Origin of the sequence: Rhodococcus sp. MSC1_016 (assembly GCF_023667485.2) — a bacterium.
GTDB lineage: Bacteria > Actinomycetota > Actinomycetes > Mycobacteriales > Mycobacteriaceae > Rhodococcus_F > Rhodococcus_F oxybenzonivorans.
Genome location: NZ_JAMOZI020000001.1, coordinates 5,609,351 through 5,626,579 on the forward strand (window position 1 = coordinate 5,609,351; position 17,229 = coordinate 5,626,579).

At 64.8% G+C, this 17,229-nt stretch carries 21 protein-coding genes; 7 read left to right on the forward strand and 14 right to left on the reverse strand.

The genetic code is table 11. The features are described 5' to 3' along the window. Nucleotides 1-53 precede the first annotated feature (53 nt). Together crgA and L1080_RS26190 are read left to right on the forward strand one after the other, a co-directional pair. Entirely contained in the window at nt 54-317 is a 264-nt protein-coding gene (crgA, locus tag L1080_RS26185) for a cell division protein CrgA (protein WP_109325346.1), read from the forward strand. Between the two features lie 73 nt (nt 318-390). Beyond that, the gene (locus L1080_RS26190) at nt 391-846 is read left to right on the forward strand and encodes a PH domain-containing protein (RefSeq protein ID WP_159918462.1); all 456 of its coding nucleotides are present in this window, start codon (nt 391-393) and stop codon (nt 844-846) included. Here the strand turns inward: L1080_RS26190 and L1080_RS26195 are convergent. Next, on the reverse strand, nt 840-1,781 hold the full coding sequence (locus tag L1080_RS26195) for a rhomboid family intramembrane serine protease (protein WP_159918461.1): 942 nt from the start codon (nt 1,779-1,781) through the stop codon (nt 840-842). The two genes, L1080_RS26190 and L1080_RS26195, sit on opposite strands and share 7 nt — an antisense overlap. A gap of 12 nt (nt 1,782-1,793) precedes the next feature. Next, the gene (locus L1080_RS26200; RefSeq protein WP_159918460.1) at nt 1,794-2,321 is read right to left on the reverse strand and encodes a peptidylprolyl isomerase; all 528 of its coding nucleotides are present in this window, start codon (nt 2,319-2,321) and stop codon (nt 1,794-1,796) included. A gap of 102 nt (nt 2,322-2,423) precedes the next feature. Between L1080_RS26200 and L1080_RS26205 the strand changes: the two genes are divergently transcribed. Together L1080_RS26205 and L1080_RS26210 are read left to right on the forward strand one after the other, a co-directional pair. Beyond that, a complete protein-coding gene (locus L1080_RS26205; protein WP_250774110.1) occupies nt 2,424-2,861 on the forward strand; it encodes a hypothetical protein in 438 nt (145 codons plus the stop codon). A 157-nt stretch (nt 2,862-3,018) separates the two neighbouring features. Beyond that, nucleotides 3,019-3,483 (forward strand): hypothetical protein, encoded by a 465-nt coding sequence (locus L1080_RS26210; protein ID WP_109325329.1) that lies wholly within the window; start codon nt 3,019-3,021, stop codon nt 3,481-3,483. Between the two features lie 46 nt (nt 3,484-3,529). Here L1080_RS26210 and L1080_RS26215 read toward each other — a convergent pair whose 3' ends face one another. Beyond that, on the reverse strand, nt 3,530-3,910 hold the full coding sequence (locus tag L1080_RS26215) for a chorismate mutase (RefSeq protein WP_250774108.1): 381 nt from the start codon (nt 3,908-3,910) through the stop codon (nt 3,530-3,532). Between the two features lie 66 nt (nt 3,911-3,976). On the opposite strand from L1080_RS26215, the gene L1080_RS26220 reads away from it, so the two are divergent. The 3 genes from L1080_RS26220 to L1080_RS26230 all read left to right on the forward strand — a co-directional run bounded on the left by L1080_RS26220 (nt 3,977) and on the right by L1080_RS26230 (nt 7,634). Continuing rightward, nucleotides 3,977-5,008: an iron ABC transporter substrate-binding protein gene (locus L1080_RS26220; RefSeq protein WP_250774100.1), complete on the forward strand. Its 1,032-nt coding sequence runs from the start codon at nt 3,977-3,979 to the stop codon at nt 5,006-5,008. An 80-nt stretch (nt 5,009-5,088) separates the two neighbouring features. Continuing rightward, entirely contained in the window at nt 5,089-6,597 is a 1,509-nt protein-coding gene (locus tag L1080_RS26225) for an ABC transporter permease (protein WP_250774168.1), read from the forward strand. Then, complete coding sequence (locus L1080_RS26230) at nt 6,594-7,634, forward strand: ABC transporter ATP-binding protein (protein WP_159918455.1); 1,041 nt, start codon at nt 6,594-6,596, stop codon at nt 7,632-7,634. The genes L1080_RS26225 and L1080_RS26230 overlap by 4 nt, the downstream gene beginning before the upstream one ends. A 15-nt stretch (nt 7,635-7,649) precedes the next feature. Here the strand turns inward: L1080_RS26230 and L1080_RS26235 are convergent, their stop codons facing one another. The 11 genes from L1080_RS26235 to L1080_RS26285 all read right to left on the reverse strand — a co-directional run bounded on the left by L1080_RS26235 (nt 7,650) and on the right by L1080_RS26285 (nt 17,213). Then, nucleotides 7,650-10,226 (reverse strand): AMP-binding protein, encoded by a 2,577-nt coding sequence (locus L1080_RS26235; RefSeq protein WP_250774166.1) that lies wholly within the window; start codon nt 10,224-10,226, stop codon nt 7,650-7,652. Nucleotides 10,227-10,854: 628 nt separating this feature from the next. After that, nucleotides 10,855-12,060 carry a phage major capsid protein gene (locus L1080_RS26240; protein ID WP_250774098.1) on the reverse strand — a complete coding sequence of 402 codons (1,206 nt, stop codon included), beginning with the start codon at nt 12,058-12,060 and terminating at the stop codon, nt 10,855-10,857. A gap of 20 nt (nt 12,061-12,080) precedes the next feature. Beyond that, nucleotides 12,081-12,662, reverse strand: coding sequence for an HK97 family phage prohead protease (locus L1080_RS26245; protein ID WP_250774095.1), 582 nt, complete (start codon nt 12,660-12,662; stop codon nt 12,081-12,083). 173 nt (nt 12,663-12,835) lie between these two features. Then, nucleotides 12,836-13,024: a hypothetical protein gene (locus L1080_RS26250; RefSeq protein ID WP_250774086.1), complete on the reverse strand. Its 189-nt coding sequence runs from the start codon at nt 13,022-13,024 to the stop codon at nt 12,836-12,838. Then, the gene (locus L1080_RS26255) at nt 13,008-13,286 is read right to left on the reverse strand and encodes a hypothetical protein (RefSeq protein ID WP_250774084.1); all 279 of its coding nucleotides are present in this window, start codon (nt 13,284-13,286) and stop codon (nt 13,008-13,010) included. Before L1080_RS26255 ends, L1080_RS26250 begins: the two co-directional genes overlap by 17 nt. A gap of 345 nt (nt 13,287-13,631) precedes the next feature. Continuing rightward, nucleotides 13,632-13,943 (reverse strand): hypothetical protein, encoded by a 312-nt coding sequence (locus L1080_RS26260; protein WP_250774082.1) that lies wholly within the window; start codon nt 13,941-13,943, stop codon nt 13,632-13,634. Continuing rightward, a complete protein-coding gene (locus L1080_RS26265; RefSeq protein ID WP_250774080.1) occupies nt 13,940-14,221 on the reverse strand; it encodes a WhiB family transcriptional regulator in 282 nt (93 codons plus the stop codon). The genes L1080_RS26260 and L1080_RS26265 overlap by 4 nt, the downstream gene beginning before the upstream one ends. Beyond that, complete coding sequence (locus L1080_RS26270; protein WP_459031784.1) at nt 14,218-15,498, reverse strand: AAA family ATPase; 1,281 nt, start codon at nt 15,496-15,498, stop codon at nt 14,218-14,220. Before L1080_RS26270 ends, L1080_RS26265 begins: the two co-directional genes overlap by 4 nt. Further along, nucleotides 15,498-16,223, reverse strand: coding sequence for a bifunctional DNA primase/polymerase (locus tag L1080_RS26275; protein WP_250774076.1), 726 nt, complete (start codon nt 16,221-16,223; stop codon nt 15,498-15,500). Before L1080_RS26275 ends, L1080_RS26270 begins: the two co-directional genes overlap by 1 nt. Before the next feature lie 96 nt (nt 16,224-16,319). After that, nucleotides 16,320-16,691 (reverse strand): hypothetical protein, encoded by a 372-nt coding sequence (locus tag L1080_RS26280; RefSeq protein WP_250774074.1) that lies wholly within the window; start codon nt 16,689-16,691, stop codon nt 16,320-16,322. 306 nt (nt 16,692-16,997) lie between these two features. Beyond that, nucleotides 16,998-17,213 carry a helix-turn-helix domain-containing protein gene (locus tag L1080_RS26285; protein WP_250774072.1) on the reverse strand — a complete coding sequence of 72 codons (216 nt, stop codon included), beginning with the start codon at nt 17,211-17,213 and terminating at the stop codon, nt 16,998-17,000. Nucleotides 17,214-17,229 lie beyond the last annotated feature (16 nt).

Here is a 17,229-nt window from a genome sequence, read left to right on the forward strand (position 1 = left end):
TAGTTCGAATCTACCTGCACACATTCCTGTAGAACCGCACGAACGAGGACGTCATGCCGAAGTCGAAGGTCCGGAAGAAGACCGATTACACGATCAACCCTGCGAGCCGCACACCGGTGAAGGTGAAGGCAGGTCCGTCGAGCACGCTGTACGTCTCGGTGATGCTGGGCTTCATGCTGGTCGGGCTGGTCTGGCTGCTGGTCTACTACCTGGCCGCCGATCAGCTCACCTGGATGAACGACCTCGGGGCCTACAACTTCCTCATCGGGTTCGGCTTCATGGTGGTGGGTTTGATCATGACGATGCGCTGGCGCTGAGACAGCCAATTACACCGATGTCATTCATCCCCAATGTGGACAACCCCTGTGGATAACCGCAGGTCGGCCGACCATGACTGAAGACGCGCCGCTGCAGTGGTCCACTCCGCTCAGCGCTGTTGCCGCCCTCGCGATCGGCGGAGTGGTGCTGGGCGCCGCGGGCCTGTTGGTGTCGACGGAACCGGCGGGGCGACTTCTCGTGTCCGTGGCAGCCCTCGGCCTCCTCCTGACGGCGGCGTCCGCGGGACGCCAGCGCCCCCGGCTCGCGGTGGATCGGAATGCGGGCCGCATCGTGGTGGGCCGGTTGAGCGGTCGCCGCACGTACCACCGGTCCGACATCGAGCGCGCGCGAATCGTCCGCTACCCGAGGTTGGGACGCCGGGTGCCGATGCTCGAGATCGACGTCCGGGCCCCCGACGGCACCGAACGCCTGCTGATCTTCGGGCGGTGGGATCTGGGTACCAATCCGGAAGATGTATTCGATGCCCTGTCCGTTCACCGCCTGGTAGGCCCGGAGTCCCGTCAGTAGCCGAGTTGGGCGCGCAGCTGCACGATGCGCACGGCGATCACGCCGAGCGTCGCAATAAGAACCGCGCCGAGGCAGAGCCAGCCGACGGTGACGGCGCGTTCCCGGTTGTTGCCGACACCGAGCACCTGAGGACCGTAGAGAATTCCGGCGGTGGCGAGAGCGCCGGCGACCAGGCCGCCGAGATGCCCCCAGAACGAGATTCCGGGGATCGACAGGCTGATGATCACGTTGATGGCGATCACCGACACAATCGGGGCGGGGCTGCGACGCAAGCGGAGCAAGATGATGGCCTGGGCACCCATCAGGCCGAAGATTGCGCCGGATGCGCCGGCAGTCCAACTCAATCCGCCACCCGAAGAGAAGACGGATTGAAACGCCATCACGGACGCCGACCCGCCCAGAAGCGACACGAGGTACACCGCCGTGTAGCGGGCGCGTCCGAGGATCAGTTCGGTATCCCGGCCCAAGATGTAGAGGGCGAACATATTGACGGCCAGATGGATCAGGCCGAAGTGAAGGAAGCCGCTGCCGATCAATCGGATCCACTGGCCGTCGGCCACCAACCCGGGATTGAGCGCCCAGTCGGAGAACAGCGGCGACGGACTCTCGTTGTGCAGGATGCTGCGTGACTGCGCCGCAGTTGCGAGGAAAGCGAGAACGTTGAGGCCCATCAGGGTGTACGTGACGATCGGCGTCACACGGCCGGGCACCACCGTGTTGCCGGCGACACCCCGCACAGGCCGGACGTCGCGCCGGCCGGCGGCGACACAGTCGACGCAGTGGTAACCGACCGCGGCCTCACGCAGACAGTCGGGGCATGACGGGCGACCACACCGATTGCAGGACAACGCGGTGGGACGGTCGGGATGCCGGACGCACCGCGGCTGGGGCGGGGTGCCCTCGTTCGCAGCACCGCCCCAGCCGGGGTTGGTCATGTCTGGTGTTCCCTACGCGATGGAAACGCTGTTGATCACGACCGGCTCCAGCGGGCGGTCGGACCGGTCGGTGGCGGTGGAGGAGATGGCGTCGACGACCTTCTTCGACTCCTCGTCGACAACCTCACCGAAGATGGTGTGGCGACGGTTGAGGTGCGGCGTCGGGCCGGTGGTGATGAAGAACTGCGAGCCGTTGGTGCCCGGGCCCGCATTGGCCATGGCCAGCAGGTAGGCGCGGTCGAACTGCAGCTCGGGGTGGAACTCGTCACCGAACTTGTAGCCCGGACCACCGGCGCCGGTGCCCGTGGGGTCACCGCCCTGAATCATGAAGCCGTCGATGACGCGGTGGAAGATGGCGCCGTCGTAGAACGGGCCGGAGTTGGTGCCGCCTGCGTTGGCGGTGGTGTACTCCTTCGACCCCTGCGCGAGGCCGACGAAGTTCTCGACGGTCTTCGGAGCGTGGTTGCCGAAGAGCGCGATCTTGATGTCGCCGCGGTTGGTGTGCAGCGTTGCGGTTGCGGTCTGATGTGGTGAAGTCACCCCACCATCGTGCCATTGTGCGGTTGCCGCTGGTTCCTCCGCGGTGGGATCGGGCGCCTTTCGATCCGTTCGCGGGCCCCCGTCTTGTGACAAAGTGGGGACATGACACGAGCGACGGAGTACTCGACGAAATCAGAGGCTGTCGATCAGGCCCTGCGTGTGGCACGTTCGGCCGCTCTCACCGCGGCCACCGGAACCGGAACGGCCGGCCTGTTCCTGGGCCGCCAGGGCGTTTCGCTGGCGAAGAAGGGCTACACCCGCGCGCGAACCACCCCGGTGAAGAAGGCAGCGCAGGGCGTCGTGGGGTCGCTGACCCCCGGAGACTCGACGGCGACGCGAACGAAGTCGACGCGGGGACGTCGCCTCGCGATCGGTGTCCTCATCGGTTCCCTCATCGCAGGCGGCGCCGTGCTGTTCACGATCAGCCGCCGGGAACACCCGCCGATCGCTACCGCTCCGCCGCGCCTCGAGGATCTCGAAGAGCAGAACTCGGCCAAGCTCGCCTCCCCCGACATCACGTCGGCACCCACCACGAACTGACGCGTCACTCGCCGACCACCACCGCGCGTATCCGGTGGAGGTCGGCGGGACTCCAGTCGGGCGGCTGAAGGATCCCTTTCGGGCAACCTTGTTTCATGCGTTGTACCAGGGGTATCCCCAAGCGAATCATCCGCGAGGACCGTTCCGAGGAGTCGCCATGACCGTCGCACGTTTCGTCCACCGCATCGCCGCCATCACCTTTCCGGTCGCCGCCTGCGCCACCGTGCTCTCCGCCGGAACCGCTGCGGCCGACCCGCCTCATCCGTTCGGTGGGCCCGCCCTCACCATCGGGTGCCCGAATCAGGGCAGCTTGATGTCGCTCACGGCGCTCACGGGGCAGTCCGGACCGGAGGCATCGCCGCCGATCGCCGACGGCGACATCCGTTTCGAGTCGCGGCCGGCGGCTCCTCCGATTCCCGCCGCCGCGCAGATCACCGTCGCCTGGGTGAACACGGACAACGGCCGCTCCGGGATCGTCGATCTGCGTGGCGTGTACCCGTTCCTGTCGGCCACGGTAAACACCGGCGTGGGCAACGTGATCGCGACGGCATTCGGGTCGATCAACTTCGGTAGCAGCCCGATCTGTCAGGCGAATCCGGCGATCGGAACGTTCATCGCGTGACGGGCTGACGGGCGGCGATCTCTCGAAACGGTTGCGTAGGAACCAGTTACGGTGCCACCGGATCGCAGAGGGAGACGAGTGCACGCGCCAACGTCGCTTGGTGCAGCGGGCCGAGAGTCTGCCCGACTGCACCAGCGGCGTCGAGAAGTGCGGGTAGACAGCCGGTTCCGGTTAGCACTGCTTGTTGCTCCCGCATCTGATCGAGAATCCGCGTGTTCTGCCGGTCGATCATCGGACGTACCTGCGCCGCGACCGACGCGAGGACCTGCTCCTCGCGGGCCGGATCGTCGATGGGTGCATTGCTTCGCCACTTGGACGCGGCCACCGTGTCCGCCGTCGTCAGGCGCAGAGCAACGGCCTCCACGATCGGCTGGAGCGGACGGCCCTCTTGCGACGACCAGGTTCCCAATCCCCTTAGGATTGCCATGCCTGACAGTACGATCATCGCGAGGGCCAGGCGCGGTCCGGCGTACACACAGGACGGGTGGATGTCATGAGAAAGCAGATCCGACTGATGGCGGGGATCGCATTCGCCACCGCCGCGATGATGGCAGTGTCAGCGTGCTCTGATTCCGGCTCGGAGTCCTCGTCCGACGCCGACACGCTCACTGTCTACAACGCGCAGCACGAGTCGCTGACTCAGGAATGGGCTGACGCGTTCACTGCCGAGACCGGCATCGAGGTGGAACTCCGCAACGGGAGCGACACCGAACTCGGCAACCAACTGGTCGCGGAGGGGGATCAATCGCCGGCCGACGTGTTCCTCACCGAGAACTCACCGGCAATGACCCTCGTGGAGAACGCCGGCCTGTTCGCCGGCGTGAACCAGGACGTCCTCGATCAGGTGCCGAGCCAGTACCGGCCGTCGAGCGGTGCCTGGACCGGTATCGCCGCGCGGTCCACGGTCTTCGCGTACAACAAGGACCAACTGCCCCAGGACCAACTCCCGAAGTCGCTGCTCGACCTGCAGGACCCCGCGTGGAAAGACCGCTGGGCGGCGTCGCCGTCGGGGGCCGACTTCCAGGCCATCGTCAGTGCGCTGCTCGAACTGAGGGGCGAGGATGCCACCCGTCAGTGGCTCGCCGGGATGAAGGAGAACGTCCGCACCTACAAGGGCAACAACACGGTGATGAAAGCCGTCAATGCCGGAGAAATCCCGGGCGGAGTGATCTACCACTACTACTGGTTCGGCGACCAGGCCAAGACAGGGGAGAACAGCAACAACGTCGCTCTGCACTACTTCAGGAATCAGGATCCGGGTGCATTCGTCAGCGTCTCGGGCGGTGGAGTTCTGAAGTCCAGCTCGAATCAGGATGCGGCGCAGCAGTTCTTGAAGTTTGTCACGGGTAAGTCGGGGCAGGAAGTATTGCAGACCGGAACATCGTTCGAGTACACGGTGGCCAGTGACGTGCCCGCCAACCCCGAGCTGGTTCCGCTGGCAGACCTGCAGGCCCCGGCGGTCGACCCCGCGAAGCTCAACAGCCCGAAGGTCACCGAACTGATGACGGAAGCCGGTCTGCTCTGAACCTTGCACCGATCGGCCGAGCGCAGTCGGGAGACCCGGACACGAGGCGGCGTCCGACTGCCCGTTCCGGCCGGCCCTCGATCCCCCTCGCCCTCGCTGCGTTCGTCGTCGTCGCCGTGTCGCTCGTCCCGCTCGGTTACGTGATCGCGCAGAGCATCGACACCGGCTGGGCGACCGCGTCGGCACTGCTGTTTCGACCCCGGGTACGCGAATTGCTCGGCAGCACTGTGCTTCTGGTGGTGGCGACGGTGCCGATCTGCATCGCCGTCGGCGTCGTCGCAGCGTGGCTCGTCGAGCGCACGCGGGTGTCTGGGGCGAAGGTGTGGGCAGTGCTCCTGGCGGCCCCGCTGGCAGTTCCGGCTTTCGTCAACAGTTACTCCTGGGTGACGGCAATTCCGTCGCTCGGCGGGCTACCCGGCGGCGTTCTCATCGCGACCCTGTCCTATTTTCCGTTGGTCTACATCCCTACTGCGGCGATCCTCCGCAGGCTGGACCCCGCCGTCGAGGAGTCCGCGCGTGCACTCGGGCTCGGACCGTGGGCGGTGTTCTTCCGAGTGGTGGTGCCGCAGCTGCGACTGGCCATCGCGGGCGGAGCGCTCCTGGTGTCCCTGCACCTGCTCGCCGAGTACGGCGCCTTCGTCTTCATCCGGTTCGACACCTTCACGACGGCCATCTTCGAGCAGTACCAGTCGACCTTCAACGGCGCCGCGGCGACGATGCTGGCGGGGGTTCTCGTGTTGCTCTGCCTCACGTTGCTGGTGATCGAAGCTGTCGTTCGGGGCAGCGCCCGATATGCCCGGGTGGGAGCGGGTGCGCCGCGTGCAATGGTGCCCGCCGACCTGGGCTTCCGCTACGAGCCCCTTGCCCTGTTGTTCCTCGGGATGGTGATCGCGCTGTCTCTGGGGGTGCCCGTCATCAGTGTCGTGCGATGGCTCGTCGTCGGCGGTGCCGCCGTATGGGAGCTGGACGCCGTTGTGTCGGCGCTGGCGCAAACGCTCGCATTCGGGGTGACCGGCGCCGTCGTCACATGCGTGCTCGCCTTTCCCATCGCCTGGATCTCGATTCGCTACCGCGGAGGGTTCAGCAGGTTCCTCGAGGGCACCGCGTACATTTCCAGTTCCCTGCCGGGCATCGTGGTGGCGCTGGCGTTCGTCACGATCGCGATCCACTATTTCCGTCCCCTGTACCAAACCGTGGCAGTCGTGATCGCGGCGTACACGCTGTTGTTCCTGCCGCGCGCCCTGGTCAATGTGCGGGCGGGCCTCGCCCAGGCCCCGGTCGAGCTCGAGGAGGCATCACGGTCTTTGGGCGTCTCGCCGTTGTGGACATTCCTGCGCGTGACGTTGCGGCTGGCCGCGCCGGCAACCGCGGCGGGCGGGGCATTGGTTTTTCTGGGTGTGGTGAACGAGCTGACTGCCACTCTCCTGCTCGCGCCCACCGGAACTCGCACCCTGTCCATGCAGTTCTGGTCGCTGAGCAGTGAGATCGACTATGCGGGCGCAGCACCGTACGCGCTGCTCATGATCGTTCTGTCGCTGCCCGTCACGTATGTGCTCTTCGCTCAGTCGAAAAAGGTTGCCGGGCTATGACATACGCGCTCGAGGTAAACGGACTCGACAAGTCCTTCGGCTCCACGAACGTCCTCCGGCACATCGCCTTTTCGGTGGAGGCAGGATCTACGACGGCAATCGTGGGTCCGTCCGGTTGCGGTAAGACCACGCTGCTCCGCCTCGTCGCGGGGTTCGAAAGACCCGACGCAGGGACCATCACCCTGGGTGGCCGGGTTGTTGCGGGCGCCGAGTGGATTCCCGCGCATCGACGGTCGGTCGGGTACGTGGCCCAGGACGGCGCACTGTTCCCGCACGCCACGGTGGCGGCGAATGTCGGGTTCGGGCTGCCCCGGCGCGCCCGCACCCGAGCCAGAATCACCGAGTTGCTCGAGATGGTGTCGCTGGACTATTCGTACGCATCCCGGCGCCCGGACCAGCTGTCCGGCGGACAACAGCAACGTGTGGCGCTCGCGCGGGCATTGGCACGCGAACCGGAGCTCATGCTGCTCGACGAGCCGTTCTCCGCGCTCGATGCCGGCCTGCGCGCAAATACCCGGAGGATCGTCGCCGATGTGCTCGCCAAGGCCGGCATCACCACGATCCTCGTCACCCACGACCAACCCGAGGCGCTCTCGTTCGCCGACCGGGTGGCGGTGATGAGCGACGGCCGGCTCGCGCAGGTGGGCACTCCCCGGGAAATCTATTCCGCACCGATCGACGTTCCCACCGCCGAGTTCATCGGTGACGCCGTTGTCCTGTCCGCGCACGTCGAGGGCGAGCGAGCCCGGTGCGCGCTGGGTGACGTGGCCGTGATCGCGAACGGTGTACAGGGCGAGGCCCGCGTCATGTTGCGGCCGGAGCAGATCGAAGTGACTGCGGACGGCGCCGGCGTGGCCGGGACGGTCGTCGACGTGGAGTATCTGGGCTCGGAGATGCTGCTCGGTATCCGCCTCGACACCGCGGACGGCGTCGTCTCCGAACGGGTCACGGTGCGCCGCTTCGGTGCCACCGCACTCACGCCCGGCGAGCGCGTCGGAATACGGGTTCTCGGTACGGGAGTGGCCTACCAGCAGTGAAAATGGCCGAGCCTTCTATCGAGCCGTATCCGGCGTCGACATCGTCGGAATCGGTGGTCTCTCCCATCGCAGTACCCGACGTGCTGCCGACCGGAGGGCGGCGCGGCGGTCCCGCTGAAGCACGAAGGTGACCGCCTGCCAGTACAGGACGCCGACGAGCAGCGAGAGCGCCAGCGCCGGCCAGGGGTGGTCGTCGCGAAGCGGGAGGTACACCTGGAAATGCGTCACGTAGATGTAGAGGGAGGCGCTCGCCAAGACCCCGGCCACTCGGCTCAGCACTGTCGGGCAGCGCACAGACCGTAGCCACACCAGCAGGCACAGCCCACCGATGACGATGATCTCGCGCCTGGTGTCGCCGAAGAAGAATCCGGGCACCGTTGCCACGATCGCCGCGGTGACGCAGATGCGGTGCCACATGGTTGTCGCCTTGGCGGCAGCCCAGCCCAGCGCGAAGAACCAGAAAACGACCGAAGCGGTGAGGATGCGGTTGCGGGTGTCGTCGATGTCGATCACTCCGTACCTGGTGAGCAGGCCGACCGCGACGAGTCCCATCGGAAAGAGGAACGGATAGGTGCGCTCGGTGCGGTCCACCACCGGAATACAAAGCAGTACGACGACGGCGAGGAGGATGTACACGATCGCCTCGACGAACCAGTATCGCCACTCGATCGTCCAGCCGGGCGGACCGAGAATTCCATTGAGCAAAAATGCGCTGGTGATGCGGTATTCCCCGGTCAGGGCTATGACACACCCGAGCCACACCATGCTCGGAACGGCGATCCGGCCGACGCTCACGAGAGTATGGCGTAGCCGCTCGTTACGCCCCGCCGAGCTCAGGTGGAACCGGGCGAAGTTGTAACCGGCAACGCCGAGGAGCACGTGCGCCCCACCGAGAAGCGTGAACAGATGAATGTGTGAGCCGGCGATGAGAACGATGGCGACCGCGCGGAGCAGAACATTGGTCTCCACTGACGGTCGTCGGCGTCCGCGGCGCGGTGTGAAGTCGCGAATTCGTGTGGTGTGCCAGTTCTCGGGTAGGTATCCGAGCAACTGCTCGAGCCGCAACGACATGCGGACGTAGGAGAGCGAGTCTCCACCCAAGCTGACGAACGAGCTGTCATCCGTGACGTCCGGGCAGCCGAGGACTTCGGCATACAGCGCGCGCAGTGCGTCCGGATCGGCGCGCCCATCCGGGCAGGCACGCTGCGCCGGCTCCGACCGCCGCGCCAGCGCGGTCACCGCCGAATAGTCGGGCTTACCCGTGGCGGTCCGCGGCAGCTCGTCGACGGCGCACACGCGGACCGCTCCGACCGGCAGCCCGGCGGCCCGCGCAGCGACCTGTCTCGCGCCGTCCAGGTCACCACCGGATTCGACGGCCGCGATCAGTTCCTCCGCCCCGCCGACACAGCACGAGCGGTGGCCGTGCTCGGCCAGTGTCGACTCGACCAATGCAAGATCGATCCGCAGCCCGTAGACCTTGGTGAAGCGGCTGCGCCGTCCGACCACCTCGTACAACCCGTCTCCGCGACAGCGGGCGAGGTCACCCGTGCGCAGTTCGCCACCGAGAACGTCACCGAGACGTAAGTCCTCACGCCCCTCGGCATAGCCGAGCATCACGTTGGGGCCCGAATAGACCAGCTCACCGGTGTCTTCGGGGGCGTCGGTGACGGCCTCGATACGAAAGGATCCGCCGGGGATCGCCCTGCCGATGGTGTGCGGGTGGGTCGTGGCGAGCTCCGGCGGCAGATACGCCATCCGGGCAGTCGCCTCCGTCTGCCCGTACATGACGAAGAACTTCCAGCCGCGGCGCCGACCCAGTTCGGCGTACTTCCGCACGCGGTCCGGCGCGAGGCGTCCACCGGCCTGCGTCGCATATCGCAGACCGGGCAGATCCATCGCGTCGAACCCGACACGGTCGAGGAGGTCGAACGTGTAGGGCACGCCCGCGAAACTCGTGCCGCCATGTGCGCGGAACAGCTCCCAGAAATCGGCGTCGGCCACCGACAGCGACGTCAATAGCAGGGCGGCACCGCTCAGCAGATGACTGTGAATGACCGACAGGCCGTAGCAATAGTGCATGGGAAGGGTTGTCGCCGCCCGATCGCTCGACCTGATGTCGAGATACTCGGCGATCGACTCCGCATTGCTCTGCACATTGCTGTGGGAAAGGCGGACGAGTTTCGGCGACCCGGTCGAACCGGAGGTGCTCAGCAACAACGCGAGGTCGGGGTGCAGCACGTGCGCGGACCCAGCATGCAGTTCCTCGACAGCCACCCGACCGCTGCAGTCCCTGCGTACGACGACATCGGGTCGGTAGGCGGCGATCAACGCGTCGGCGCCGGCCGCTTTGTCGCCCGGCGCGAGCAGGACGGGATGGCCGGCTGCCAAGGCCGCGAGGTAGGTGGCAATCGTTTCGACGTCGTTGGCACCGCAGATCAATACCAGGCGCCGGATGCCGCCCAGCTGACGAGCCTGAGCTTCGACCCGCGCGGCGAGCTCGCTGTACGTGACCGTGCCGTCCGGCGTGATCAGTGCCGGGGCATCGCCATACTCGTCCAGGCGACGCGCGAAGGGCACGCCGGGACGTTCCATACGGTCGAACGGACGCGGCACCGACCCAGTGTAGAAGCGCGGCCCTGCCTCACCCGTGAAGAGGTACGCGGCAGGCGGGACGCGGTGCAGGTCAGTGAAGCACGAAAGCCACCTACCCGGATTCGGGAGGTGGCTTCACGTGCATTCTTCTGTGGAGCCTAGGAGATTCGAACTCCTGACATCTGCCTTGCAAATGCGTAACACACTGCTGGCCGAAGGGCCGATAACGCCCCGAACTGCTGAAACACATCAACGGAAGTTACTCGGTTTTACCCTGTTTTACGGGCAAGTGTGGCCAAAATGTGGCCACGAAACTGTGGCGAATTGGTGCAGTCTCACGTGTTTTTCGGCGGAAATCGGGAGGATTCAGTGATCGGGTGGGCGTGGCAGTCGTGTCGAAAAACAACACACCTGACCAGGCATTCACCGCTCCCTCCCTGGACGTTGACACCACCTGCCGTCATGTGGCACGCGTGCGCGAGCCCCCTTAGCCCGCAGGAGGGAGAGAGCCACTCGCCGGTGGAAGTGGTCCGCCGTGGTCGATCCCTGGCGATCAGAACGCCCCTCCCCTTGCATGACGAAACCCCGCCAGCGCAATGCTGACGGGGTTTCGGTGCGTCCTGGTGGGTCAGGCAGCGGTGGCGAGCTTGACGATTCCGAGGGGCTGGTAGACCTCGGTCTCGAATCGTCCTTCCACACGGGCGCGGATCTGGTTGCGCTGGAAGTCGTCTCCCACGGCTTCGGACCATCGGGTTTCGATGCCCTGGGTGTCGGTGGCGACGTCCACCGATGCGAGGTCGATGAGTCCACCGTCCTTGACCTCGAGCTGGTTCGAGGTGACGACGGGAACGCCCCACAACTTTTGTGCGGCTCGATCGACGGGGCCACCGAGTTCGAGGCTGCCCGCGGTGTCGGTGCGGGCGAGTTCGAGGGACTCCCAATCATCGGGCGAGAACACGAACACACTTGCTGTGTGGCCGCTCTTCTCCATCTTGGTGATGGCCTTGCGTGAGGTGGTCAGCAGGTCGGTGGCGAATGCCTGGACCTGGATGCCCGAGGTGGTCAGGAAGCCCTTCAGCTCGGTTGCGGTGCCGTCGCCGTACAAGACCTGGCGTTCGAGTTCGAGGCGCAGACCGTACAGCAGCTCGAGCTCGACGAACTGCTGAAGGTTCGTTGCGTCCTTGAGCCAGTACTCGTGCATCGGCTCGCTCAGGTGCGCAACAACCTTGAGCTTGTCCTCGATACGGTCGAGGGACAGCTTCGAGGTCGGCTTGACCGCACCCTCGGCTACGACTGCGGCGTGCATCTCGCGGACGGTCTGGCGCAGGTATTCGAACTGTGGTCCGGTCTGGCGCAGGTTCAGCACGTCGAGGATGCTGGTCGGCACCTGTTCGAGCGTGATGGGCGATTCGGACAGCAGCGGTGTCGCGACTGCGGACTGGCCCGACGGGAGCAGCGCCTTGACTCCATCGCGCTCGGCCTGCATGGTGCCGGCCACCGTGCGGGCGAACGACTTGACCGACTTACCGGTCAGGCCCAGGTGCTTACCCTTCGGCGCGGCGGTCTCCTCCTCGGCACCGGCAGGCTTGGCCGGCGTGCCTCCGACTGCCTTGGCGAGCGCGTCGGCGGCAGCGATGACCTGGACGTCGTTCGCCGCTTCGTTCAGGCTCTTGACGAGCTCCTCGGCCTGGGTCTTGAACTTGTCGAACTCGGTGCGCTCCTCGTCGGTGAGTGCGCGGTCTTCGGCTTCGGCCTTGGATGCGATGGACTTCATGCCCTTCGATGCGGCAGCGGCTTCGGACTTGAGTCGGGCGATGCGGATGCTGGATGCCATGGTGGCAGCCTCGTTTCTGTTCAGAGTGTGGATGCGGCGACGGCGATGCTCAGTTCGAGCTCGGCCGCTTTCGCGAGGTACTGGGGGTAGTCGACGGCTTTGGGTGCCGACTTGACGGTCACGATCGAGGTCTGTGGGTTCGCGCCCTGCGGGACGAGTGAGACCTCGAACAACTTGAGCTTGCGGAGTTCGTTCGCCGGTGTGCCGTCAGCGCCTTTGACTTCGGCGCTGTCTTCGACCTCGTACGCGAACGACATCTCGGAGAGCCTGCGACCCTTGACGAGTCGGTAGGTCTGAGCGCCCTTGGGTGAGTCGAGGTCGAGCTGGCCGGTGATGAGCAGTCCGCGGTCGTCCTCTTTGGCTGAGATGACGTGTCCGACGTTGTAGTCGGGATCGTCGTCGCGGTGCCCGTAGAGGATCGGGATGTTTCTGTCGGACTTGGCCCATGCGTCGAGTGAGTCGGCGAATGCGCCCTTGGCGGTGATGTCTCCGTGCAGATCGACGTTGCCGAACACGCTGGCGTAGCCGATGAACTGACCTTCTTCGAGACCGCCCTTGGTGCCGACGCGTAGGTCGGTCAATTGGATGGACTTGTGCTGCATGAGTCTCCTTCCCGCGGATTGCGGGTGGATTGAAAGTGATTGCGCGGTGCGCGAATTCGGGAGCTGGCGGACGCTTCTCGCGGGCTCGAACCGTTGACATCTCTAGCGGGATGACTTGCGACCGGCGCGATGGCGGGCGGCGTGCATCTGGCTGACTGTCTGACCCGAGACTATCAGAGCGCGTTACGTCGCCAAATGCGATCGTCCCAGTGGTCGGCGGCGGAGACCGGCACTGTCGCAGTCTCATCCGGGGTCGGTGGCCACACGTTGCTGTTGTCGCGTACCGGCACTTCGACCTTGCCGTCTTCGGGCGTAGGTCGGTTGTCGGGGTGGTTGGGTGGTGGCTTACTCAGGTCGGTCATCGTCGGTTCCTTCGTGCATGCTCGCGTCGAGCAGGGTCATGTTCAGGGTCTTACGTGCGCCGTCTTCGCCGACTGTTCCGATGAGCAGTTCGATGGTCGAGGCGGCGAGAGCGGCGAGCAGTCCTTGCAGTCCTCCGGGCGCTCGGTTGGCGTCGTCGAGGATTCGGACGGTCTCGGCTTTGTCGTCGTCGAGGCAAGCGAGGAGCAGTGACGCGGCGCGGATCTGGTCGTCTCTCGCGGACGATCGTGGCGTGGCGGGCATGGGTTCACCTTCCGGTGCTGTGGTGGAAAAAACTTCGGGGAGAGACGTCCTGACTGCCCAGCGAAGGGAGTCAGGCGGTAGGGGCCCCGCTTGCGATCCGAGCCCCCTTTCCCTTCCGTCGGTGCTTGGTTGGGGGAAGTGATTCGACGGCGTCGATAATGCGATCAGCGAGCCGGATCGCTGCGTTGGCGCCGAAGATGTATCCACCGATGGACACTTCGCGGTCTCGGACGACGACGGGAATCGGTTCGCGGTGGTCTTCGCAGCGTCCGGTCATCGAGCGGTTAGGGGTGGTGCATCCGCGGTGGGTGCACGGTTTGAGCGGTCGTTGATGGTGTTGCGGTTTCATGCGAGCCTCGGATCTGTGGCAGCGGCGAGGTAGCGAAGCGTCTCACCCAGCTGCTTCGCTTCGAGAGGGCTCATCGACCAAGGTCCGAGTTCCACGATCGTGCCGGTGATTCCGTCGTCTACGTAGACACCTCCCACCCGCACGTTGACGAACTCGTCGGTGGCGTCGTGTCGCAGTAGGCAGGTTCCTTGGACGCCGACCGGGTAGCGCGCCGCGTTGTCGATGTTCGGGTGCGCGGGATCGTCGGGCAGGCTGCCGTCTTCGTGGAGGTCGATGGAGACGAGGGTCTGTGGCCGGTTGGTGGTCATGATGCTGTCCTTCGTTCGAGTTCGGTGGTGGATTGGCCGGCCCAGATTCCGGCGATGTGGTCGAGGTGCTCGAGCGCTACCTCACGGCAGGCTGTGCTCACTGGGCAGCGGCGGCAGATGGTGATCGCCTGGGCGTGTCGGGTCAGTCGATCGGTGGTGCTCTCCCCGTCCACCTCGTGGTCGAACAGTTCGTGATGTCCGACGCACGAGGCACCGACAAGGCGGGGATCGAACAGTGCTTGCAGCTCCGGTGCGGGTGGCAGTTTTTTCTTCGTCAAGCCGGAACCCCGCTCGCGTCGGCGACGATGCACGCCACACACTTGCCGGATCTGCCGAGCGGCTCACCGCATTTCTGGCACTGGTTTGCGCCAGTGGGGCCAACAACTGTGCCTTGGCCCGACTGTGTTTTCTCTCCAGTGGGGCCAACCTGTTTGTGCTGGTCATCCCCAGTTGGGCCAGTGGGGCCAAGCTCACAGGTGTAGTGATCGCCTTGGCCTGACTGTGGAAGCGACCAGTACGTGACCCGAGGGAAGCCCTTCGCTTCGATCGCCACGCCCAAGGTCTTCGCAGCCCGCTTGATGGTGCGTTCGCTGAAACGCTCCTTCGCTGCGGCAGCTTTCACCTCCTTGCTCGGTGTCGCGCCCTGTTGCTCGAGGTAGTCGCTCAGCCACCCCTCGGCCCCGTCCAGCTCGCTCGCTTCGCCGTCTCCCCCACCCTTGCCTGCATCCCGTAGAACGTCACCGACACTGCGATCCGAGTTGCCGATGATGACGAACCGACCAACCTCGGCGGTCATACCCGAGTCGGTAACAACTTCCTTCGACTCGATCCGGTACGTGAGGGCAAGGTCTTCCTCACCGATCGAGTTCTTCTCTTGGCTCATGATCCGATCGCCCTCGTCAGAGTTCGGATCTTTCGCGAATCCGAACACCGAGCGAGCTACCTCACCGAAAGCGGACGAGCCGTTGATTCCGGCCACCACGTCACCGTTGCCGGACTTGTTCAGGTGGGCGATACCGAGCACCACGCCGTCGATCGTTTCGGCGAGCTTGGCCCACGGCTCGACCAATGAGCGAACCTCGTTGTTGCGGTTGATGTCCGTCTTCGATCCGATGGTCGACATCAGCGGATCCACCACGACGAGCTTCACCTCATGTTCAAGCATCAGGTCGGTCAGGTCTGCCATGTCATGCGAGGACAGGAACCGGACCTCTTCACCGCCGATGTCCACAGTCGGAATGAGCACCCGATCCATGTCCGCACCGGCAGCGCGCAACCCCGGCTTGACGACGTACTTCGAGGACTCTTCGGCGGCGATGTAGGCGATGTTGACCGGCTTGCCCTCCCAATGCCCAGCCAGGGTGCCAGTGGTCGCGCTGGCTGCGATCCACCGACCTCCTGTCGACTTACCCGCACCTGGGCGACCTGCGAACAGTGCCAGTGCTCCCAACGGGATTCGACCCTTACCGTCGTAGGACCAGGCCCATACCGGCACGTCATCCTTCAAGTCCGACATGCGGACGAGCCGAACCCTGCGACCTGCTGGCTCGTCCACTACGCCGCCCTCCCTGTTGTCCGCTGAGCCGATCGCAGGCATGTTTCGAACTCTCCCTCGGTCAAACCTGTGGACAGTGCCGCGTCGCGAATCTCGGGCACAACATCACTGCTCCCTCTTTCGAGCGCACGGCACAATGCCCAGAACGTGATCTGATTTCGGCCACCGCCGACTGCATCAGCGACCTTGCGCACCAACCCATCCGAGCGGCGTTCAGGATTCACCGTGACAGGTGACGGCTTGTAGACCGGCGGGGTGACAAGAGGGAGCAGCTCCTGCGGTAGCGGGGCGATCGGAAGGTCACGTTCGATCCGGTACAACTTCCCGGTGTCCGGGTGTACCGATCCGGGCATGACCGTGTATCCGGTGCGCCACGTCTTGAGGTCGATTCCCTCGTGCCGGTCGAGCTTGCCGCGCACCTTGCCGCTGTGCCGGAAGTACGCGTGCCGGCCACCCGATCCGGTGCGCACGACCAAAGTGTCGAGAACCTCAGGCATGGCCAAGGATTCGAGGTTGCCGCCGTTACGCGGATCTTCGTCGAGGACCATCACACCCTGGCATGTTCCGCCCCAATTGCACTGCGGGTACTTGTGAGCCTGACGGGTGAGCACGTCCCGGTTGGTGGTGAAGTCGTGAAAGCCTCCAGGCAGGAACGCTTTCTTCCCGTCGAGCGGTCCGAGCGCGAACCCCAGTCCGAGCATGCGTTGTGTGTCCGGATGCACCATTGTGCTGCCTCGTTTCGTGAAAGTGGAATGCGCCCATGCAGAGAATCGCGAGGTTCTCAGCGATCAACAGGAATGTCAGCGCGAAAGTTGTTGTGCTCATGCGAGGTTCGCCGGGTCGAGGTAAAGCCATGCGCGATGCAGCTCGGTCAACTTGTCGATGAGAACGGGGATGTCCGACGCTGGAATCTCGGCAAAGTCGAGACCGGCGGGATGGAAGCTCACAAGCCAGCGGTCCATGGCAACAGTTCCGTCTTCGAGAACTTCGTCGAATCGATCCAGCCTGACGAGCGCCTGACCAGCCTCGCGGTCGGTGCCGACCACGGACTCAAGGGCGACTGTCGTCTTGCAAGTGCCGGGCGTCAGAGCGGCGATAACTTCTGTGGTGGTGGGAATTGTTGGTAGCATTGGATCTGATTCCTTCTCTTTGGTGGAGATCTTGGTTTCATTGCCCTGGAAGTCGGCGGGCACCGACTCCGGGGCATTTCCATATCCGGGGCAGTTCATTTGCGCCTCATGGCATTTCGAACTGCAGTCTCACCTGTCGGGTCTGCGTATGAGATGCACCGCATGAGGTCGGCGTCAGTCAACGTCGGGTTGTCATGCCATGCGCGTCGAACAACTTTGTTGATCCGTGACGGACTGAGTGCAATGCCGGCGTCACGAGCAATGCAGTGCGCCTTATTGACTGTCTGCTGAAGGGTGGACATAGCTCTCCCTTGCGTTCCCTCTGGACTGATAGAAGCTCCGAGGCTTGATGGCTGTTCAGGCGCGGTTCTAGGCCGCGTCCGGGCGATCGTCTGTGCGAGTCATGAGGCGAGATTCGATGTATGCATCCACGTCAGACCAGCGGTACAGAACCTTGCGGCCGTCGCGGACAAACGGAATGCCGTCACCTTTGTGCCTCTTCTGGGCAAGTACCGCTTCGGTGGTGCGCATCTCTACTGCCACCTCCTTCGGTGTCGCGAGTGCGGAAACTCTGGCGATCTTCACCGTGTACCTCCATTTA